The organism is Citrobacter sp. Awk 4 (genome assembly GCF_028069725.1).
In the GTDB taxonomy this organism is placed as follows: Bacteria; Pseudomonadota; Gammaproteobacteria; order Enterobacterales; family Enterobacteriaceae; genus Citrobacter_D.
On record NZ_JANEWG010000035.1, the window covers coordinates 25,270 to 46,680 of the forward strand.

Below are 21,411 nucleotides of genomic sequence, written 5' to 3' on the forward strand. Positions count from 1 at the left end.
ACAATCAGATGACCTGATACCTTCTTTTCACTACAAAACATTACACTGGCTAATTTTCAGATAATGGCCTATTTCACTACAAAAAAGCTTATATAGCAGAACATATCGCCAGCATGGGGATTTCAGCCCCTTTCTGTAGAGTAAAAAACTGCCATTCATCAATAGAAAAAATTTAACGCTACATAACATTTCGTGCGACCGATGATTCCACCAGATAAGTTAAATGTAACAGATCATTACAAACCCCTTGTCTGACAGGGCAAGATAGTGAACATTACTTGCCGTTTCCCCTCCCACTATAACAATCGGACGGATGAACTTGACTCATCACGTACCTGAACTCCCCCGTTAATATGGGATGTAAAAAAAGAGGTAAAAGTGTCTACTGCAAACAATAAACCAACTGAAAGCGTGAGTTTGAACGCATTCAAACAACCTAAAGCGTTCTATCTCATTTTCTCTATCGAGTTATGGGAACGTTTCGGTTATTACGGCCTGCAAGGAATTATGGCCGTCTACCTGGTAAAACAACTGGGTATGTCAGAAGCGGATTCCATCACCCTTTTCTCCTCCTTTAGCGCCCTGGTTTATGGACTGGTCGCCATTGGTGGTTGGTTAGGTGATAAAGTCCTGGGCACCAAACGCGTCATTATGTTGGGTGCTGTCGTATTGGCGATTGGTTATGCTCTGGTAGCATGGTCCGGTCACGATGCGGGTATCGTTTATATGGGTATGGCGGCCATTGCGGTCGGTAACGGCCTGTTCAAAGCGAACCCATCTTCTCTGCTTTCTACCTGCTATGCAAAAGATGACCCGCGTCTGGACGGTGCATTCACCATGTACTATATGTCCGTCAACATCGGCTCATTCTTCTCCATGCTGGCAACGCCATGGCTGGCAGCCCGTTACGGCTGGAGCACAGCATTTGCACTGAGCGTTGTCGGGATGCTGATCACCGTCGTTAACTTCGCATTCTGCCAGCGTTGGGTTAAACAGTACGGTTCCAAACCTGACTTTGAGCCGATCAACTTCCGTAATCTGCTGCTGACTATTCTGGGCGTTATCGCGCTGATCGCTGTTGCAACCTGGCTGTTGCACAACCAGCAGATCGCACGTATGGCACTGGGCGTTATTGCACTGGGCATCGTCTTTATCTTCGGTAAAGAAGCCTTTGCCATGAAAGGCGCCGCGCGTCGTAAAATGATTGTGGCCTTCATTCTGATGCTTGAAGCCATCATCTTCTTCGTGCTGTACAGCCAGATGCCAACGTCTCTGAACTTCTTTGCTATTCGTAACGTTGAACACTCCATTTTGGGTATCGCGTTTGAACCAGAGCAGTATCAGGCGCTGAACCCGTTCTGGATCATTATCGGTAGCCCGATTCTGGCCGCTATCTACAACAAGATGGGCGATACCCTGCCAATGCCAACCAAGTTTGCTATCGGTATGGTGCTGTGCTCCGGTGCGTTCCTGATCCTGCCAGTCGGCGCGAAATTCGCTAACGAAGCCGGTATCGTATCCGTTAACTGGCTGATCATGTGCTACGGCTTACAGAGTATCGGTGAGCTGATGATTTCTGGTCTGGGCCTGGCAATGGTTGCACAGCTGGTTCCACAGCGTCTGATGGGCTTCATCATGGGTAGCTGGTTCCTGACGACCGCTGGCGCAAACATCATCGGTGGCTATGTCGCTAACATGATGGCGGTGCCGGAAAACGTGACCGACCCGCTGATGTCTCTGGAAGTCTATGGTCGTGTGTTCCTGCAGATTGGTATCGCTACTGCGGTTATCGCTGTTCTGATGCTGCTGACAGCACCAAAGCTGAATCGTATGACTCAGGACGACGATGCACGCGAAAAAGCCACTAAGGCCGCAACCGCGTAATTTTCAGGGAAACTGATGTTAAGGCCGCTAACGTTAAGTTAGCGGCTTTTTTTTTAGCCGACGTAGCACTACCATTGGTTATACCTCAGCAAAAAGGAGTTACCGATGAAATTGTTCTACAAACCGGGCGCCTGCTCTCTTGCTTCCCACATCACCCTTCGCGAGAGCGGTAAAGATTTCACGCTGGATAGTGTCGATCTGATTAAAAAACGTCTGGAAAACGGCGATGATTTTCTCGCGGTGAATCCGAAAGGACAGGTTCCTGCACTCCTGCTGGACGACGGCACGCTGCTGACAGAAGGGGTCGCCATTATGCAATACCTTGCCGACACCGTCCCCGATCGTCAGCTACTGGCACCCACCAGCAGTATTTCTCGTTACAGGACGCTGGAATGGCTTAACTACATTGCGACAGAGCTGCATAAAGGCTTTACTCCGCTGTTCCGTCCGGACACTCCGGAAGAGTACAAACCGACGGTCCGCGCCCTTCTGGAGAAAAAACTGCACTACGTGAATGATGTACTCAAAGATGGCCAATGCATTTGTGGGCCGCGTTTCACCATTGCAGATGCTTATCTGTTCACCGTGTTGCGGTGGGCGCGAGCCGTTAAGCTCAATATGGAAGGGTTGACACATATTGACGCCTATATGGCGCGGGTTGCAGAACGCCCAACCGTCAAGGCGGCGCTTAAAGCGGAAGGTCTGAATTAACCATTGTTACCGCCGGGTGGCGCTACGTTTACCCGGCTGACAAGGACTGATTGCCCGATAAGCGGTAGCATCATCGGGCATTGAATCAGAGCAGCGTTGCGCTGAAGTAGTGTTCCGGCTTCGCAATACGATCCTGTGCCGCAACGACCTGCAACTCATACTCCTGCATACTCTTCGTGGCGATCATGATTTCATAGACCGCCGCCGTAACGTGTTCAAGCGCTTCCTGTAGGGGCGCGCCCTGCATCAGTTTGACTAGCAGTAAACCACTGGTCACATCGCCGACACCGACTGGCTGACGAGCGCCGAAATCCACTAATGGGCGACTGATATGCCACGCTTCATCGCGGGTCACCAGCAGCATTTCAAAGCGATCTGCGCTGTAACCTGCGCGCGCCAGATGTTTCACCAGCACGATCTCCGGCCCCATCGCAATCAACTCACGGGCGGCCTGCACGGCTTCTTCAACATTATGTACGGCATGTTCACAGAGAATTTCCAGCTCAACCAGATTTGGCGCAATAATGTCACTCGCGGGCAGCGCATGACGGACATGGAATTCCGCCACGCCAGGGGCAACGATACACCCTTTTTCAGGATGCCCCATGACCGGATCACAGAAATACTTCGCCTGCGGATTCGCCGCCTTCACCTGGCGAACAATCCCCAGAATATGCTCACCCTGTTCTGCTGAACCAAGATAGCCACTGAGTACGGCATCACACTTCTGCAACTGATCAATTTCAGCGATTCCCTGCACAATTTCAGTCAAATGGCTGGGCGGCATGACACAGCCTGTCCATTTACCGTATTGGGTGTGATTCGAAAATTGAACGGTGTTGAGTGGCCAGACATTCGCGCCAAGACGGCGCATCGGAAATTCTGCTGCACTGTTACCCGCGTGGCCAAAAACGACGTGAGACTGGATGGCGAGGATATTCTTCATTTTTTTACCTGAACATTAAAAATAAGGGAGTGATTTCTCACTCCCTGTTACTTAATGCGTTACTTCCAGCAAATCAGACAGTAGTTCTTTTTGCCACGGCGCAATAAGGTATAGCGACCAAACAGACGATCCGCATCGTTGAAGAAATATTCAGGATCAGACTGTTTTTCGCCATTGATGGTGACAGCATTCGAAGCAATCGTTTTACGCGCCTGACCGCGAGACGGTTGCAGTTCAGAATCTACCAACGCCTGCATCAGATCGGCGCCCTTCTCCATCTCGACCATCGGTACGCCATCCTGCGCCAGCTGTTCGAAGTCGGCTTCGCTCAGCGCACTCAGCGTGCCGTTGAACAGGCTTTCGGTGATGCGTTTTGCGGCCACCAGACCTTCTTCACCATGCACCAGGCGCGTCACCTGCTCGGCCAGAACATACTGAGCACGTGGCGCCTTACCGCTGTTTTTGTCTTCTTCTTCAAGGGCATTGATCTCTTCAATGTCCATAAAGGTGAAGAACTTCAGGAAGCGATACACATCAGCATCTGCGGTGTTGATCCAGAACTGGTAGAACTTGTACGGGCTGGTTTTCTTCGGATCAAGCCACACCGCGCCGCCTTCGGTTTTACCAAATTTGGTGCCGTCGGCTTTGGTGATCAGTGGAACCGTCAGACCAAAGACCTGATTCTGGTGCAGGCGACGCGTCAGATCGATACCGGAGGTGATGTTACCCCACTGGTCAGAGCCGCCAATCTGCAGCGCAACGCCATGCAGTTTGTTCAGGCAGGCAAAGTCATAACCCTGCAGCAGGTTATAGGAAAACTCGGTAAAGGAGATGCCCTGATCGTCACGGTTCAGACGCTGCTTAACCGCTTCTTTGTTGATCATCTGATTCACGGAGAAGTGCTTGCCGATATCACGCAGGAAAGTCAGCACGTTCATGCCGCCAAACCAGTCGTAGTTGTTCGCAGCAACTGCTGAGTTCTCGCCACAGTCGAAGTCGAGGAACGGCGCAACCTGTTTACGGATCTTATCCACCCACTCCTGCACGGTGTCTTCGGTGTTCAGTTTACGCTCAGCGGCTTTGAAGCTTGGGTCGCCAATCAGACCGGTCGCGCCGCCCACCAGCGCAACAGGTTTGTGACCTGCCTGCTGGAAGCGTTTCAGGCATAACAATGGAACGAGATGCCCCAAATGCAAGCTGTCAGCGGTAGGATCGAAGCCGCAATAGAGCGCGATCGGGCCTTGCGCCAGTCGCTCTGCTAACGCTTCCTCGTCCGTCACCTGGGCTACCAGCCCCCGCTCTTGCAATTGTTTAATCAAGTTACTGCTTGCCATCAAAATCTCCATGTATAAAACGACTGCACCTTTGCCGGTACACGACTTTTCGCCTGATGCGAAAGAAACATAGAATAAAGCGCCGGAATCAGGAGTACCAGCGCTTAAAACAAGAAATTTGCATCTTTAGGGAGCAAGCCTGTCGATTTTCCACCCGTTATTTTCACGCTGGTACAAAAAGCGGTCATGCAAGCGGTGTTCGCCACCCTGCCAGAATTCCATTTGCTCAATGCTGACGCGAAATCCGCCCCAGAAGCTGGGCAGCGGAACTTCACCCTGCTGGAATTTCTGTTTCAGCTCCAGAAACTTGCTTTCGAGGATGCCACGCGCGGAGATACGGCTCGATTGTTTCGAAACCCAGGCACCAATCTGGCTGTCACGCGGGCGACTGTGGAAATACTTCACCACCTCAAGCGTGGAAAGGCGTTCCGCTTTACCGATCACCATCACCTGACGTTCCAGCATGTGCCACGGGAATAACAGGCTGATGCGCGGATTGTTTTCAAGCTGATGCGCCTTTCGGCTGCCGAGGTTGGTGTAAAACACCATCCCTTTTTCATCGTAATGCTTGAGGAGCACGATACGTTGATAAGGTTGACCGTTTTCATCAACGGTCGCGACGACCATCGCCGTCGGATCGGCAAGTCTGGCATCACATGCCTGACCCAGCCAGCGCTCAAAAAGGGGTAATGGTTCGGCGGGAAGATCGTGGCGACGCAGGCCACCTTTGGTGTATTCACGGCGCAAATGCGCGATTTGCTGCAATTCGTCGTTATCAGACATGATGTTCGCTACGGATTGTCAGTGGGTGGCGCTATTGTGCGCCGCCCTGCTGAAAATCTCAACGCTTCGGGTTTTGTAACTGGCAGTTATTTAGCACAATTCTGTCACGTTTGTAGATTGTGGCACTGTCACCTTTTGACCAGAAGACATAAATGCCATCCGTGTAGCGTGCACCTGATGCAGACACGCCCTGCGTGAGAGTTTGCTGTTGATTATCGTAGATAAATCTCACCTCTTGTCGGGTTTTGTTCAATTTGACGGTGAGTGGTTTTTCATCACACTGGTATTCCAGCGTATCTGTTTGCATACGCTCAACAAATTGATTGTAGGCACTACAACCGGTGAGCAACATTGGCAGACAAACAAGTAAGAGTTTTTTCATAGACGTATCCTGACGACTTTCCTGGTCCCGGAGGGTAAAAATACCCTCCCTAACATCCTAAGTGTAACGGCAGTCGGTCGAAGAAAAATTCAGTTAACTCTGAGTTCGCGGGTTCGCAGGGAAAATAGCGCCCAGCACACTCGGTTCTGAGGCCCCCGTCACTGAAGGCAGGTTTCCAGGCAGTCCGGCGAGCGTTCTCCAGGCAAGCCAGGCAAAAGCTAGCGCTTCCATATCATCACCGCTGATCCCGGCGTCATCGGTACTGGTCACTTCCGTCCCAGGCAACAACCCGGCCAGACGCGCCATCAGCAACGGGTTACGGCTGCCGCCGCCGCAGACCATTAACCGCTCACAGCCGCCACTCAGCATGACTTGTTCTGAGATCGTTACCGCGGTCAGTTCCGCCAGCGTTGCCTGCACATCGCGAGGATGAAGAGCCGGAAATAATGCGAGGTGCCGCTCTATCCAGCCGTAGTTAAAATACTCACGTCCGGTACTCTTCGGCGCCGGCAGCGAAAAATACGGGTCGCTTAGCATATTCTGCAGCAAGGGAAGGATAACATTGCCCTCGCTCGCCCACTGCGCGTCTTTATCATAGGGTTTGCCACACTGCCGCCATATCCACGCATCCATGAGCATATTCCCCGGCCCCGTGTCATAGCCGCGAACCGGTTGTTCGGGGATCAGCAGCGACAAATTGGCAATTCCCCCAATATTCAGCACCATGCGCCTTTCTGTGGGATGCGCCAGCAGCGCCTGATGAAATGCGGGAACCAACGGCGCGCCCTGACCGCCCAGCGCAATGTCACGACGGCGAAAATCGCCTACCACCGTTATCCCGGTACGCGCCACAATCTGGTTGTTATCACCAATTTGCAAGGTATGCGGCGCAATTCCGCCTGGCTCATGCCACACCGTCTGCCCGTGGCAGCCAATGGCAATAACGTCCTGAGGCTTAAGGTTTTGCTGTACCAACATCGCATTGACTGCCTCGGCAAAGAGTTGTCCGAGTTGTGTATCCAGCTGACCAAACTGGGAAAGCGTGAGTTGCTGTCCCTGGCAAATATCCAGTATGGCCTGTTTCAGATGAACAGGGATCGGCCAGGTCAGACTCGCCTGTTGCGCCACCATATTTTCGTCAATTGCCGCCAGCACAACATCGACACCGTCAAGACTGGTCCCGGACATAACACCAATAAAACGGCCCGATTTCATATGTTTTCCTTTTTGGCATGGATTTCACTTATCACACTCAACCATAATATACCGGTCAATGCCACGCTTCACTGCCGAATTTTGACCACGCTTTCAGCGCGATGAATCTGTATATTGATAAATCTCGCGAATGATTCGTTTATACTTGGTTAACCCAATTCTGATTATGATTTTCACAATGTTCCAGCAGAACATGTGACCTTAGACTCACAAATGCCATATAATTTGACCATGAGGGATGCTTAAGTAGCGTTTCGTGGTGAACAGGAGATTTATAAATGATTAAACGTGTGCTGATCGTTTCAATGATGGGGTTGTCTTTGGCAGGCTGTACGAACACCGATAGCCTTTCCGGGGATGTTTATACCGCATCTGAAGCAAAACAAGTTCAGAATGTCACGTACGGGACTATTGTGAATGCTCGTCCGGTTCAAATTCAGGGTGGTGATGATTCGAATGTCATCGGCGCTATCGGCGGCGCGGTATTGGGTGGTTTCATCGGTAACACCGTCGGCGGCGGTACCGGGCGTTCTCTGGCAACCGCAGCGGGCGCAGTAGCCGGTGGTGTTGCCGGTCAAAGTGTGCAGGGCGCGATTAACAAAACTCAGGGTGTGGAGCTGGAAATCCGTAAAGATGACGGCAACACCATCATGGTTGTTCAGAAACAGGGTAGCACCACGTTCTCTGCAGGTCAGCGCGTTGTACTGGCCAGCAACGGCAGCCAGGTTACCGTATCCCCGCGCTAACCGAAGCGCTGATGCCACCTGACGTAAGACGAGTATGTGTGACCTGCTCTGGTCACACATACGTCTTTCTGTATTAATCCTGCGATTGCAACTCGATAATGTTGTGCTCGAGTTTGGCAACCAGCTTAATTAAAAGGTCAATTTCCTGCGGAGAAATCCCTTCCAGTATCTCCCCTCGCGTCTTATTAATCACTGCTTCCATCTCGGTGATAAGAGGCGTGGCTTTTTCCGTGAGCTTTATCCGTTTCGCGCGACGATCGCTTGCGCACGTCTGTCGCGAAATTAATCCTTTCTCTTCGAGCTGATCTAACGTGCGAACCAGTGAAGGCTGCTCAATGCCGATCGCTTTCGCCAGTTGAATTTGCGACTGTTCCGGCGGCAATTGATGAATGTTGTGCAGCGTTACCCAGTGTGTCTGCGTCAACTCCAGAGGTTTCAAGCGATGGTCAATCAGAGCACGCCAAATGCGCACCAACCGTGCCAGATCAGAACCTAGTGGCGATTCCAATTTCATCTCCTTATAATTAGCTTGCTAAGTTATTATACTGATTTTAGAATAGTGTGCAGCATTTATATTCTCAAAACAAATGTATTGCTAAATTTGCTTACGGGTAGACATTTTTTCAGACATTATGCGTGAAAGACGAGCGTTGACCCACTCTATGCTAACCCTAAGCCACGCTTTCTAACGCAAAGGATAATGGTTGTGACATTCATGCTCAACGCAACAGGACTGCCCTTACAAGATCTGGTGTTCGGCGCATCAGTCTATTTTCCTCCCCTGTTCAAAGCGTTTGCGCTGGCATTTGTCATCTGGTTGATAATCCATCGCCTGTCACGCGACTGGATTTACTCAGGTGAAATCTGGCATCCCCTGTTGATGGACCTCTCTCTCTTTGTACTTTGCGTCTGCCTGAGCCTTATCCTACTGATTATGTGGTAATTATGTCGCTGAAAACCGTTAAATACTTTTCAACAATTGGGATTGCTGTTATCGCCGTCCTGGCCGGTTGGTGGCTGTGGAATTATTACATGCAGTCGCCGTGGACCCGTGACGGCAAAGTCCGGGCAGAACAAGTCAGCGTGACGCCTCAGGTCTCCGGAAGCATTATTCAGCTCAACGTGAAAGATAACCAGTTCGTCAATGCAGGCGATCTCCTCTTTACTATCGACAAGACCCCTTTCCATATCGCTGAGCTGAATGCACAAGCACAGTTAGCAAAAGCGCAGTCCGATCTGGCTAAAGCCAATAATGAAGCAAATCGCCGTCGACATTTATCACAAAACTATATCTCCGCCGAGGATATGGACACGGCGAATCTGAACGTTAAAGCCATGCAGGCCAGTGTTGAAGTCGCCAGAGCCACCCTGAAACAGGCGCAGTGGCAGCTAACCCAGACGGAAGTCAAAGCCCCTGTCGCGGGGTGGGTCACCAATCTTTCAACCCGCACGGGAGATTATGCCGCCACCGGAAAGCCCCTGTTTGCGCTTGTCGACAGTCACTCATTTTATGTGATGGGGTATTTTGAGGAAACCAAATTGCGCCATATCCGTGAAGGTGCTCCGGCACAAATCACGCTGTACAGCGGCAATATAAAGTTACAGGGTCACGTATCCAGCATTGGCCGGGCCATCTACGATCAAAGTGTGGAAAGCGACTCCGGGCTGGTGCCGGATATCAAACCCAATGTTCCGTGGGTTCGTCTGGCGCAACGCGTCCCGGTGCGAATTGAATTTAACGCATTGCCGCATGACATCACGCTGGTGTCGGGCACCACCTGCAGCGTGGCGATTACGGATCAGCGCTAATGAAACGCCTTCATCAGGTGTTGCAAAACGCCCCCTGGTTTAAAGCAACATCCGGGCAGTGGCGATATGCCTTACGCAATACCATTGCCATGTGTCTGGCGCTGACGTTTGCCTATTATCTGAACCTGGATGAACCTTACTGGGCGATGACGTCTGCTGCCGTCGTAAGTTTTCCAACGGTGGGCGGCGTTATCAGCAAAAGCCTGGGACGTATCGCCGGGAGTTTGCTTGGTGCAACAGCAGCCCTAATCCTGGCTGGACATACCCTCAACGAGCCCTGGCTCTTTCTGCTGAGTATGTCCGTCTGGATTGGCTTTTGTACCTGGGCCTGCGCTCACTTCACCAACAACGTAGCCTATGCGTTTCAGTTGGCGGGCTATACGGCTGCAATCATCGCCTTTCCGATGGTCAATATTAGCGATATCACCCAGTTATGGGATATTGCTCAGGCTCGCGTGTGTGAAGTGATTGTAGGTATTCTGTGTGGGGCGATGATGATGATGATCTTGCCCAGTACCTCTGACGGCACCGCATTACTCACCGCGTTAAAAAACATGCACGCGCGATTGCTGGAGCATGCTAGCCAACTCTGGCGGCCCGAAACAACTGACGCCATTCGTGCCGCCCACGAAGGGGTCATCGGTCAGATACTGACGATGAATTTGTTACGCATCCAGGCCTTCTGGAGCCATTATCGTTTTCGTCGACAGAATGCCTTGCTGAATTCACTGCTGCACCAACAACTGCGCCTGACCAGCGTCATCTCGAGCCTTCGCAGGATGCTACTGAACTGGCCCCACCCACCGGCGCATCTGCAGGGCGTGCTTGAAGAGCTTCTGGTCACTCTCGCTAAGCCACAAACGGACAGCTACACCGTGGCGCGGATTATTGCCCCATTGCGCCCCCTGGACAGCCAGGATTACCGGCACGTCGCATTCTGGCAGCGGCTACGTTATTTCTGCCGGGTCTACTTACAGAGCAGCCATCGATTACATTTGCTGGAAAATGGCGCGCCGGTTGAGCAGATAAACGTGAAGCGCAGCCCTGGGCTTGCGCGTCACACCGACAACGCAGAAGCCATCTGGAGTGGCCTGCGGACGTTTTGCACTTTGATGGTGATTGGCGCATGGGGCATTGGCGCGCAATGGGAGTCAGGCTCTGGCGCATTGACGCTGGCGGCCATCAGTTGCGTACTCTACTCTGCCGTTGCGACCCCGTTCAAATCGCTCTCCCTGCTGATGCGCACGCTTATTCTGTTGTCGCTGTTCAGTTTCGTTGTCAAATTTGGGTTGATGGTACAAATCACTGATCTCTGGCAGTTCCTGCTGTTCCTGTTCCCGCTGCTCGCGACGATGCAGTTACTGAAGTTACAGATGCCAAAACTGGCGGGGCTTTGGGGACAACTCATTGTGTTTATGGGGTCGTTTATCGCCGTCACCAATCCACCGGTTTATGATCTGGCTGATTTTTTAAACGACAACGTCGCCAAGATAGTCGGTGTTGCCCTCTCCTGGCTGGCATTCGCCATTCTTCGCCCCGGCTCAGACGCCAGGAAAAGCCGGCGTCACATTCGCGCATTACGCCGGGATTTTGTGGATCAGCTCAGCCGTACCCCCTCTCTGAGCGAGAATGAATTTGAATCCCTGACGTATCATCACGTTAGCCAACTCAGCAACAGCCAGGATGCGTTAGCGCGACGTTGGTTATTACGATGGGGAGTCGTTTTGCTGAACTGTTCGCACGTTGTGTGGCAATTACGCGCCTGGGAGGCGCGTTCAGATCCACTTTCGCGGGTGAAGGATATTTGCATCTCTTTATTGCATGACGTGATGAGCGAACGCGGCGTTCAACAACGCCCGCTCGCCGCCACGTTGCAGGAATTACAGCGCATCTGCGACACACTCGCGCACCATCATCAGCCTGCGGCACAAGAGCTGGCGGCGCTTATCTGGCGACTTCACTGTTCACTTTCGCAGTTAGAACAAGCACCACCGCAGGGTACGCTGACATCCTGATTATTTGATCACACCACAGGCGTAACGCTCCCCGCCACCACCCAGCGGTTTTGGCTGATCGGACATGTTATCGCCGCCAACATGGATCATCAGCGCTTTGTCTTTAACATCATTCAGGGAGGTGAGTCGCGGGGCAACGACGGGCGTGGTTGCTGTACCGTCGCTATTTACCACTAACAGGGGCAAATCACCCATATGGCCTGCGCCATTGGGTCCTTCATGCTTGCCGGTTTTTTGGGGATCGAGATGTCCTCCTGCGGCCTGTGCGGCGATGGCTTTCCCCTCTTTCATCGCGGGCTCGCAGCTACCGTTGGTATGGACGTGGAAGCCATGTTCTCCTGCGGGTAACGCTTTGAGGTCGGGTGAAAATTGCAGACCTTTATCGGTTTCTGTGATAGTGACCGTGCCAATCGCTTGCCCGACGCCTTGCGATGTCACCAGATTCATATCCACTTTTTCACTGTTGGCTTGCGCACCCGCACAAACCAACAGCGTCAACACTGCCAGACTCACACGTTTCATAAGACCTCCGTCAATTTATCTCCCCGTTAAGTGTAAACCAGTGAAATAAAATTGAGCGTAAAGTCCGTGAGTGAGTTACGGCACGTCGTAACCGAGGGCGGCTTTGCGGATACGGAACCATTGCTGGCGTGACATATGCAACGATTCTGCTTCAATCGCTGAACGCACACGTTCAATTTTCCCGGAACCGATAATCGGCAATGGCTGAGAAGGCAGTCGCAAAATCCACGCATACACCACCTGCTCAATGGATTGCGCATTGAGCTCTTCCGCAACCGTGGCCAGTTCATTACGCAGCGGCTGGAATTGCTCATCATTAAACAGGCGCCCGCCACCGAGGCAGGACCAGGCCATTGGGCGAATGCGCAGTTGCTGGAGCTGATCGAGCGTGCCGTCCAGTAATAAGGGCTGGTGAACCGGTGAGATTTCCACCTGGTTTGTCGCAAGGGTAAACGGCAAGCGAGACTGCAACAGAGTGAACTGCGCTGGCGTGAAGTTTGACACGCCAAAGTGTCTGACTTTTCCGCTTTTGTGCAACTGTTTAAACGCTTCTGCGACATCATCGGCATCCATCAACGGGTCGGGGCGATGAATTAACAGAAGATCAAGATGGTCGGTTGCCAGGTTTTTCAGCGACTGTTCTGCGCTCGCAATGATATGGTCGCTATCGGTAATGTAATGACCGAGCGTGTTTTCTGCCCGGGCGGTAGTGGCAATACCGCATTTAGTGACTATTTGCATGCGTTCGCGCAGATGCGGCGCCAGTTTCATAGCCTCGCCAAAAGCCGCTTCGCACTGGTAGCCGCCATAAATATCCGCATGGTCAATCGTGGTAACGCCTAATTCAAGATGCTCTTCAATGAAACTCACCAACTGACGCGCGGACATATTCCAGTCCATCAAACGCCAGTAGCCCATAACAAAGCGGGAAAACTCCGGACCTTGCGGCGCAATCGTGACACGCTGAACCATAACTGCTTCCTCATCAATAGACAGGTTTTGAGTATACGCAATTACGCTTTTAAAAGAGTGAAGGTTGTTGCGGTTCTTCCTGCGGGTCGGGTTTGTTTGCACGCAATCTGCGCATCAGACGCTGACGGCATAAGCGCAACACCTCTTGTTTTTCAGCGTCGCTCATATTTTGCCAGTTAAAGCGCTCATCACGACTGCGCAGGCATCCACGACAAAACCCACGGTCATCTGACTGACAAATTCCGCGGCACGGGCTCTGGACGGGAAAAAACTCCAACTGCTCAGCCACATCCCCTCCTTAATTAAGATGGTCATACATACCCTGCTTCATGTTGCGGCGCACCACAGGAAGAATGACCTGCATATGACAATTGAAGACGCTAACTGAATTTCTGGCAACTTCAGTTGCATTAGACCGACTGGTCTATTACACTCTTTTCCCATGAACAAACAAACTGAACATGACACACGCGAACATCTTCTGGCAACAGGCGAAAAGCTTTGCATGCAGAAAGGCTTCACCGGAATGGGATTGAGCGAACTGCTGAAAACTGCCGAAGTGCCCAAGGGTTCGTTTTATCACTATTTTCGCTCTAAAGAAGCGTTTGGCGTCGCGATGCTGGAGCGCCATTATGCCGCGTACCATCTGCGTCTGGCGACGCTGCTGGAATCCGGTGCGGGAAATTATCGCGACCGGGTTTTGACGTACTATCAGGAAACCCTGAACCAGTTTTGCCAGCAAGGCAGTATTAGCGGTTGTCTAACCGTTAAACTTTCCGCTGAGGTGTGCGATCTTTCGGAAGATATGCGCACCGCGATGGACAAAGGCGCTCGGCATATTACTGCGCTGCTGGCGCAAGCGCTGGAAAAAGGGCGTGATAGTCACTGTTTGTCGTTTGTCGGCGAACCTCTGCAACAGGCGCAGGTGCTGTATGCCCTGTGGTTAGGGGCGAACCTGCAGGCCAAAATTTCGCGTAGTGCAGCACCGCTGGAAAGCGCGCTGGCACATGTAAAAACCATTGTTGCAACGCCTGCGGTTTAACAGGCGTTTTTATTTACTTCACCACTAGACGACCGGTCTATTCAGGAGTCATCCACCATGTCATCCGAAAAATTATTTACCCCATTGAAAGTCGGTGCCATCACAGCTGCAAACCGCGTATTTATGGCCCCTCTTACGCGTTTGCGCAGCATTGAACCCGGTGATATTCCGACACCGTTAATGGCGGAATATTACCGCCAACGCGCAAGCTCAGGGCTTATCATCAGTGAAGCCACCCAGATTTCTGCCCAGGCGAAAGGTTACGCTGGCGCACCTGGACTGCACAGCCCGGAACAGATTGCGGCATGGAAAAAAATCACCGCCGGCGTTCACGCTGAACAGGGGCATATTGCCGTGCAACTTTGGCACACCGGGCGTATTTCTCATTCCAGCCTGCAGCCAAATGGTCAGGCACCCGTTTCGGCTTCAGCGATCAGCGCAAATACCCGTACTTCTCTGCGCGATGAGAAGGGTCATGCGACCCGCGTAGATACCTCAATGCCGCGCGCACTGGAAACCGAAGAAATTCCGGGTATCGTGAACGATTTCCGCCAGGCGATTGCGAACGCGCGTGAAGCCGGATTTGATCTGGTAGAGCTGCATTCAGCTCACGGTTATCTGCTCCACCAATTTCTCTCCCCGACCTCAAACCACCGTACCGATCAATATGGCGGCAGCGTAGAAAACCGTGCGCGTCTGGTGCTGGAAGTGGTGGATGCCGGTATTCAGGAATGGGGAGCAGATCGCATTGGTATCCGCGTGTCGCCAATAGGCTCTTTCCAGAATGTGGATAACGGTCCAAACGAAGAAGCTGACGCGCTGTATCTGATTGAACAGTTGGGTAAACGCGGTATTGCATATCTGCATATGTCCGAACCGGACTGGGCGGGCGGTCAACCTTATACCGAAGAATTCCGCCGTAAAGTGCGTGAACGTTTCCACGGCCCGATCATCGGCGCAGGCGCTTACACCCCCGAAAAAGCCGAGGATCTGATTGCGAAAGGTTTGATCGATGCCGTGGCATTTGGTCGTGCGTATATCGCCAATCCGGACCTGGTTGCGCGTTTGCAACGTAAAGCCGAACTCAACCCACAGCGCAGTGAGAGTTTTTATGGCGGTGGCGCGGAAGGCTATACCGATTACCCTACTCTCTGATCCCACCTTCTGTATTCCTTCATTGATAGCGGCGTAAAATCGCCGCTATACTAAAACAACATTTTGAATGTATTGACCATTTTAAGGGGAATCACAATGCGTTTACTGCATACCATGTTGCGCGTCGGCGATCTGCAACGCTCCATTGATTTTTACACCAAAGTGCTGGGCATGAAGCTACTGCGCACCAGCGAAAACACCGAATACAAATACTCTCTGGCGTTCGTCGGTTACGGTGAAGAACGTGATGAAGCGGTGATTGAGCTGACCTATAACTGGGGCGTCGATAAGTATGAGCTGGGTACCGCTTACGGTCATATCGCCCTGAGTGTCGATAACGCCGCCGAAGCCTGCGAGCGTATTCGCCAGAACGGCGGCAACGTCACCCGTGAAGCTGGCCCGGTTAAAGGCGGCACCACGGTGATTGCGTTTGTTGAAGATCCGGACGGTTACAAAATCGAACTGATCGAAGAAAAAGATGCCGGTCGCGGTCTGGGTAACTAATGCCAGCAGGGCGCATAGTCTCTGCGCCTTCTTATCTTATTATGACGTCATTATTGGTAGGACAACTCGTAAATAACGGAAGCGGAGACTTTGCCTCCTACGATAGTGCTGTCTGACGTCCTGTAATACCGGGCAGACATCGGAATGTTATATTGCCCTTCGTCCGCCTGACCCACTGTAAATGATTCATTCAGATGAATGGTTTGCGGCGTCGTCCCTCCGTCTCTGCCTGACAGTACCTGTACACCGACGTTTTGTGCCACCCCCTCACCGGTATCGTTATACAGCACACCATTTTCCGGGTCGCCGCCATTGGGGTCAGTCAGCGTCATATTGATGGTGGTGGCAGCGTTGCATTTGAGGCTGATCGTGAAATCCACGTTATTACCGACATCGCCTTTGTTGGGTAATTCACTGGCATTGATACGATCCAGATTTACGGTGCTGGGAGTATCGGCATTAATATCGCAGCCACCTGAAGTAACATTAATAATAAATCCGTCATTATATATATGCGAGCATGTATCATTTGTATTAATTGTCTCAGAAGAAGATAGACATACGACAGCTAAATTCGAACCGGTAATAATATGGTATCCAGGATTCAGCTGTTGTGTTGTTACAAAATAAACTTTAAATTTTACCCCTAAAGCTCCTTGATATAAGATGCCGTCAATAGAGAACAGTTGAGAATAATTGTTCAAATCTCCCAACGCCTTGTAAGACCCGTTAGGATCGGCGATAGCCATTGCATAGCCAATCCCAAGCGCTCCTGAAAAATATACAGGTAAATCACCTTCTGGTGAAGAGTAGGTTCCTATAGGAGCTAGAAAACCAGGGTTATATGCCCATGTTGATGTTCCACTACCAGAACATTGCTGCCCGGTGAATGAAAATACAACATCATAATCATCCACATAAGCCTCACCAATCAGCGTACCGGGTGGATATGCTGAGGAATCATTAGCGTTTATAGTTACATTAGCAGGTTTAACTGTCAGGTCATGAAATACAACACATGAAGACGTATAACTGGCGTGTGCGTCCATAGATATTCCGCATAACGATAATGTAATAATAGACAGCATTACCAATCGTAGTGAGTCACTCAATACCCTGTTTAGAATTAATATAATCGCTGTCATACTTTCACTTATCCATTAAGTAACTGGCGTTTATCTGCAATTTTCCACAAACGGTTTCAGCACCCTTTTCTTTCTCTTTTCAGTTTCTGGCGTAAGCGCATAATTGACACGACACTGCTCATTTTCCTCATCCCCCCATTTAATATTCAGGCTGCCTTTATCATTGGGTACGCGCGCATAAATCAGGCTTCCTTGCGAGACCACCCCGACGCTGATACCGTTGTCATCAAAAACATCCGCGCCAAACGGCAGCGTTTTACCGTCAAAATTCGCCTGAATTAAAATGGGTCTCCCCTGGCGCGCATCAAACTTCGCCTTTACCACCGCACCATAGCGCGGGACTATTTTTTGCGAGGTGTTTTCCAGCTCAGCGTTTTCAGATATCCCCTTTGGATCGATGACCACATCATTTAATTGATAAGGGGTGGTTGAAGGAAACAGAGCATAGCCAAAACGGTCTATGGTTACGCCTGGATAAGAGGGGATTGCCGCCCCTTCTGCGCCTTTTGCCTCAACCAAAGTGAACGTATCACCCGTGTAAGGTGTAAGCGTGATCCCTCCAGAGTGCACGACCAGAGAGCCAGACATACCAACTGAAGTACTGTGATAATCGCGACCTTTGCTGTAGGTTGCGGAAAGTGATGCGAGGCTAGATTTATATGTCCCGGCAACGTTGCCGCTTGTTCCAACAGCGTTGTCATGAGTGCCGCTGACCGAGTAAGTATACTGGTTCTGTTCACCCAGACTGCCCGAAATAATCGCTTGTTCTGAGGCTGAGCCAGATGAGTTCTGGTTATAGCTCATACTGAGTTGCGGCGCATAGGTCCCCATATCGTGACTTTCCCACAAGGGAAGCGAGAAATTCAGAAAATAGCTGGTCTGTGATTTACCCCATTCGTCCTGGCTACGGCTGATATTCAGACTATAACTCAACCATTTATAACTATTGGAATAACCAACCTGATATTGCCGCTCAGCAGAGCCTTTATTCCAATAGTTTTCCACACTGGCGCTGATATATAACTGTCCCCATCCTTCTTTCAGTCCCTGACTCAAATTAAGTGTAAAACGGTTTTTCTGGCGCTGAATCTGATGATCATCATCACCATGATGAAGATCATCGAGGGTTTCCATCGCCGTGAGGTAATCCATATATCCACTACTGGAGAAACGGTACGCTGCCAGCGTGATATTACTGTTCGTTTCCTTAATCAGTTTGCTGTAACTTATCTGATAGCTTTGCCCTGACATGTTGTCACGATCGGGAAGAAGATGCGCTTTGGATTCGGTGACATCAAAGGCAACAGCACCGATGGGAAAACCTAAGGCTGCGCCAATTTTTACCGCCTGATAATCCTTGTTTACCTGAACGCCCCCATACCCTGTCAGAATGTTGGTGAGTCCCCGTTGCCAGGTCGCTTCCGTAAAGACAGGATCGTCCGATACGCTATCGCTGCGTAGTTTCCCTACACTGAGGCTGTAACGCGAACTTCCGGGACGCAGTAATTGCGACACTGACGAATAAGGAATGGAAAAGTTCTGCTGCGAGCCATCAGCCTCTTCAATGCTCACATCCAGGTTGCCGCCATAACCGGTCGGATACAGATCGCTAATAACAAACGCGCCGGGCGAAACGGTGGTTTCATAAATCGTCTGACCGCTCTGTTTAACCGTGACCTTCGCATTCGTTTTCGCCACACCGCGTATTTCAGGTGCATAACCGCGCTGCGATTGTGGCAACATACGTTCATCACTGGCCACCTGCGCCCCACTGATGGGTAATGTATCAAACAATTGTCCACTGGTATTGAGTTGCCCGGCAGCCAGACGCCCCAGGATTGCGGGAATATCCCGCTGTACATAGGTATTCAGGACATTGTAATGACCACCCTGATCCTGCATCCAGTTCCAGGAACCATTGTGACGAAAATACCATGCGCCAATATTCAGACCACTGTTGAGCGAGGCGTACACTGATTTCGATTCATAATTGCTGTTCTTAGATTCGTAGCCATTCATATTGTATCCCAGCATCAGGGCGGGTATCCCGCTATCCCACATTGATGGGGGAACAGAACCACGGGGTAGTTTATTGATATAGACTTGCGGAATAGAGAGACTTAATTGCTGAGATTCACTGTCAAACTCCTGCGTTGCCTCCGGAACGATATCCTGTATATGCGTACAGATCTTACTGTCAGTCAGAACTTCCCATTGTGTGAATTTAATCTGTTCTTTTTTAAAACTAATCAATTCAATAACATTTTCTGGGATACACGCATCAACCGCATTATTCACCCCTGTCCTGAATTCAATGTTAGAAATCGTTAATTTTTCAGTATTCACCAAAACAATAACTTTATAGATACCGGGCAATACATTAGTGCCATTTGAAAATCGTTTCAGGTCGATTATTTTCGCGCCAGAACGATTAACAAAAGCATCATTAAATTCATAATTCCCTGCAAGTTCCATTGAGGATGAAACGTCTGTATTTAGCCCGGCAACAGCATATTGTAACGGGAGCGCGATACTAACGAAACATAGCACATGGAATAAGCGCATAATAGAATCACCAGCGAATACATTATTTTTTAACTTTATATTTATTCAATCCACCGAAATCATTGATTGATGCATATTCGATTGAATCTACACTACTGACCTGACTCACCCCATTGAAATGAAAATCACTTGTACCACCCGGTGAAATCATCTGTCCTGCGGCAACAACTTTCTTTCCATTTGAAGCATAAGTCACTTCAGTCAGCGTGACATAATAAGGTGTTGGATTTGTCACAGTGACACCGTTACCGCTAATGTTCCAGCGTAGTAAATTGGGGGCATCATTGGCACTGCCTTTGAGTGAATCCGGACGATAGAAAATTTTGATACGGGTTTTGAAGGCAATATTGATCTGGCTTGTATTAATAGAGTCCTTCGACTTTGCAGGGATAGCCAGTACATTAAGATAAAAAACAGATTCTTTATCCTGCGGAAGGGTATTTTCTGCAAGCAAACTGATCCTCAACGTCTGTCCTTTTCCCGCATTCACCCGATTAATGGGCGGTGTTAAGACAAAGACCGATGATATTTTATCAGGTGTCTCGTTCTTGACGCCATTATCGATCCAACTTTGCGCCAGAACAGGTAGGCTTCCTGTATTTTTCATTCGTACAGTGACTTCGTTTTCACCAGCAGGATAAATAACACGGGTCCCATCTAACACCAAACCTGCAAATGAGAGAGTGCTGAAACCAAACTGTGCCATCAGTAATGACATCAGACAAAAGAATTTAAAATGTTTCATCAAATTAATCCAGAAGTGACCATTTGTTAACAACACTCTGTTTGCTTATTTATTGATATGATAACTCATAGGTGGCATTAGCAGTCACTAAACCCACAGCAGGAGCGGCATCATTACTGTAATATTGCACGTTATATTCAAGCGAACCTTTCCCACCGGCATCGATGGGAAATTTCGACCCACCGCTCTGGTCCGCATTTAAATCAATTGCCGTATTTGATTTAGCAACATCAACCAACTGCAGGCTGACTTTAGTCGGATTCACTTCTTCGTTTGCCAGATTGCCATTGGCATCCGGAGTTCCATTTGCCACGCCGAAAGCAACACCGACACCTGTCGCGCTAGCCGCACACCCTGTAACGGAAATAGTGAAAGGTTTCGGTTTTGCTGTCGTGCCGATGCCGGCGATCGTTTCTGTTGACACTTTATCAAGAGTCACCGTGCCATTTGGACCAGCCGCATCAACGGATACATCGCAGGTTGACGCAATCACTTCTCCGGAGAAGTGAATTGTTCCTTTATCTGTTGCCGCTGCATTCGCTGTATTTATGCCAGACAAACTCACTATCGCACAGGCAGACATTGCCATGTATAACTTACGCAATTTCATTTCTCTCTCCAACCTATAACAAGAGTATTTATTGAATATCAATTATCCCTGATAATTTAACACTCACTCAGCCAGTGCTATCTGTAAGGGTTCTTCATGTTATTTATAGCAACTACATTTTATGTTTTGTAACAATTAATATTCCGAGGCAAATTCAGTAACCCATGTAAAGGAATAACTTCAGCGTCAGTATAATAGCTATAAAAACACAACAATATTGTATTTTAATAAAACACCGTCAATAATCAATGCTGGGTCCATTTTTAGACTATTCACAATATGAATGGTCTACCAAATCAGTAAACATAAGTTTAACAATACATAAT

21 protein-coding genes and 1 pseudogene are annotated in these 21,411 nt (G+C 50.0%); 9 read left to right on the forward strand and 13 right to left on the reverse strand.

All coding sequences use genetic code 11. The features are described from left to right. Nucleotides 1-378 precede the first annotated feature (378 nt). Together dtpA and gstA are read left to right on the forward strand one after the other, a co-directional pair. The gene (dtpA, locus tag NNO04_RS15290; RefSeq protein WP_271445408.1) at nt 379-1,884 is read left to right on the forward strand and encodes a dipeptide/tripeptide permease DtpA; all 1,506 of its coding nucleotides are present in this window, start codon (nt 379-381) and stop codon (nt 1,882-1,884) included. A 105-nt stretch (nt 1,885-1,989) separates the two neighbouring features. Then, on the forward strand, nt 1,990-2,595 hold the full coding sequence (gene gstA, locus NNO04_RS15295) for a glutathione transferase GstA (protein ID WP_271445409.1): 606 nt from the start codon (nt 1,990-1,992) through the stop codon (nt 2,593-2,595). 85 nt (nt 2,596-2,680) lie between these two features. Here gstA and pdxY read toward each other — a convergent pair whose 3' ends face one another. The 5 genes from pdxY to anmK all read right to left on the reverse strand — a co-directional run bounded on the left by pdxY (nt 2,681) and on the right by anmK (nt 7,255). After that, a complete protein-coding gene (gene pdxY / locus NNO04_RS15300) occupies nt 2,681-3,541 on the reverse strand; it encodes a pyridoxal kinase PdxY (RefSeq protein ID WP_271445410.1) in 861 nt (286 codons plus the stop codon). 59 nt (nt 3,542-3,600) lie between these two features. Next, nucleotides 3,601-4,875 carry a tyrosine--tRNA ligase gene (gene tyrS / locus NNO04_RS15305; protein ID WP_271445411.1) on the reverse strand — a complete coding sequence of 425 codons (1,275 nt, stop codon included), beginning with the start codon at nt 4,873-4,875 and terminating at the stop codon, nt 3,601-3,603. A gap of 126 nt (nt 4,876-5,001) precedes the next feature. Continuing rightward, nucleotides 5,002-5,658, reverse strand: a complete 657-nt coding sequence (pdxH, locus tag NNO04_RS15310) for a pyridoxamine 5'-phosphate oxidase (RefSeq protein WP_271445412.1) — start codon at nt 5,656-5,658, stop codon at nt 5,002-5,004. A gap of 58 nt (nt 5,659-5,716) precedes the next feature. Continuing rightward, nucleotides 5,717-6,040 carry a C-type lysozyme inhibitor gene (mliC, locus tag NNO04_RS15315; RefSeq protein WP_271445413.1) on the reverse strand — a complete coding sequence of 108 codons (324 nt, stop codon included), beginning with the start codon at nt 6,038-6,040 and terminating at the stop codon, nt 5,717-5,719. Between the two features lie 93 nt (nt 6,041-6,133). Next, entirely contained in the window at nt 6,134-7,255 is a 1,122-nt protein-coding gene (anmK, locus tag NNO04_RS15320; RefSeq protein WP_271445414.1) for an anhydro-N-acetylmuramic acid kinase, read from the reverse strand. Between the two features lie 278 nt (nt 7,256-7,533). On the opposite strand from anmK, the gene slyB reads away from it, so the two are divergent. After that, nucleotides 7,534-8,001 (forward strand): outer membrane lipoprotein SlyB, encoded by a 468-nt coding sequence (slyB, locus tag NNO04_RS15325; protein WP_162380421.1) that lies wholly within the window; start codon nt 7,534-7,536, stop codon nt 7,999-8,001. Nucleotides 8,002-8,074: 73 nt separating this feature from the next. Here the strand turns inward: slyB and slyA are convergent, their stop codons facing one another. After that, nucleotides 8,075-8,515: a transcriptional regulator SlyA gene (slyA, locus tag NNO04_RS15330; RefSeq protein ID WP_271445415.1), complete on the reverse strand. Its 441-nt coding sequence runs from the start codon at nt 8,513-8,515 to the stop codon at nt 8,075-8,077. Between the two features lie 192 nt (nt 8,516-8,707). Between slyA and NNO04_RS15335 the strand changes: the two genes are divergently transcribed. The 3 genes and pseudogenes from NNO04_RS15335 (at nt 8,708) to NNO04_RS15345 (ending at nt 11,850) form a co-directional block, all read left to right on the forward strand. After that, nucleotides 8,708-8,944, forward strand: a complete 237-nt coding sequence (locus NNO04_RS15335) for a DUF1656 domain-containing protein (protein WP_271445416.1) — start codon at nt 8,708-8,710, stop codon at nt 8,942-8,944. A 2-nt stretch (nt 8,945-8,946) separates the two neighbouring features. Then, on the forward strand, nt 8,947-9,810 hold the full coding sequence (locus NNO04_RS15340) for an efflux RND transporter periplasmic adaptor subunit (RefSeq protein WP_271445417.1): 864 nt from the start codon (nt 8,947-8,949) through the stop codon (nt 9,808-9,810). After that, nucleotides 9,810-11,850 (forward strand): annotated as a pseudogene (locus tag NNO04_RS15345) (FUSC family protein). The gene NNO04_RS15340 and the pseudogene NNO04_RS15345 overlap by 1 nt, the downstream one beginning before the upstream one ends. Here the strand turns inward: NNO04_RS15345 and sodC are convergent. From sodC to NNO04_RS15360, 3 genes are all read right to left on the reverse strand, one after another. Continuing rightward, nucleotides 11,826-12,347 carry a superoxide dismutase [Cu-Zn] SodC gene (gene sodC, locus NNO04_RS15350; RefSeq protein ID WP_271445418.1) on the reverse strand — a complete coding sequence of 174 codons (522 nt, stop codon included), beginning with the start codon at nt 12,345-12,347 and terminating at the stop codon, nt 11,826-11,828. The pseudogene NNO04_RS15345 and the gene sodC sit on opposite strands and share 25 nt — an antisense overlap. A 75-nt stretch (nt 12,348-12,422) precedes the next feature. Next, nucleotides 12,423-13,319, reverse strand: a complete 897-nt coding sequence (locus NNO04_RS15355; protein WP_271445419.1) for an aldo/keto reductase — start codon at nt 13,317-13,319, stop codon at nt 12,423-12,425. 49 nt (nt 13,320-13,368) lie between these two features. Next, nucleotides 13,369-13,608, reverse strand: a complete 240-nt coding sequence (locus tag NNO04_RS15360) for a DUF1289 domain-containing protein (protein ID WP_192612101.1) — start codon at nt 13,606-13,608, stop codon at nt 13,369-13,371. Nucleotides 13,609-13,761: 153 nt separating this feature from the next. On the opposite strand from NNO04_RS15360, the gene NNO04_RS15365 reads away from it, so the two are divergent. The 3 genes from NNO04_RS15365 to gloA all read left to right on the forward strand — a co-directional run bounded on the left by NNO04_RS15365 (nt 13,762) and on the right by gloA (nt 16,020). Then, the gene (locus NNO04_RS15365) at nt 13,762-14,361 is read left to right on the forward strand and encodes a TetR/AcrR family transcriptional regulator (protein ID WP_271445420.1); all 600 of its coding nucleotides are present in this window, start codon (nt 13,762-13,764) and stop codon (nt 14,359-14,361) included. Between the two features lie 57 nt (nt 14,362-14,418). After that, a complete protein-coding gene (locus tag NNO04_RS15370) occupies nt 14,419-15,516 on the forward strand; it encodes an alkene reductase (protein ID WP_271445421.1) in 1,098 nt (365 codons plus the stop codon). Between the two features lie 96 nt (nt 15,517-15,612). After that, the gene (gloA, locus tag NNO04_RS15375; protein WP_162380431.1) at nt 15,613-16,020 is read left to right on the forward strand and encodes a lactoylglutathione lyase; all 408 of its coding nucleotides are present in this window, start codon (nt 15,613-15,615) and stop codon (nt 16,018-16,020) included. Between the two features lie 50 nt (nt 16,021-16,070). Here the strand turns inward: gloA and NNO04_RS15380 are convergent, their stop codons facing one another. The 4 genes from NNO04_RS15380 to NNO04_RS15395 form a co-directional block, all read right to left on the reverse strand. Further along, nucleotides 16,071-17,069: a fimbrial protein gene (locus NNO04_RS15380; RefSeq protein ID WP_271445422.1), complete on the reverse strand. Its 999-nt coding sequence runs from the start codon at nt 17,067-17,069 to the stop codon at nt 16,071-16,073. 126 nt (nt 17,070-17,195) lie between these two features. Next, nucleotides 17,196-19,730 (reverse strand): fimbria/pilus outer membrane usher protein, encoded by a 2,535-nt coding sequence (locus tag NNO04_RS15385; RefSeq protein WP_333908998.1) that lies wholly within the window; start codon nt 19,728-19,730, stop codon nt 17,196-17,198. A gap of 22 nt (nt 19,731-19,752) precedes the next feature. After that, nucleotides 19,753-20,475: a fimbrial biogenesis chaperone gene (locus tag NNO04_RS15390; protein WP_271445424.1), complete on the reverse strand. Its 723-nt coding sequence runs from the start codon at nt 20,473-20,475 to the stop codon at nt 19,753-19,755. Between the two features lie 49 nt (nt 20,476-20,524). Further along, a complete protein-coding gene (locus NNO04_RS15395) occupies nt 20,525-21,085 on the reverse strand; it encodes a fimbrial protein (RefSeq protein ID WP_271445425.1) in 561 nt (186 codons plus the stop codon). Nucleotides 21,086-21,411 lie beyond the last annotated feature (326 nt).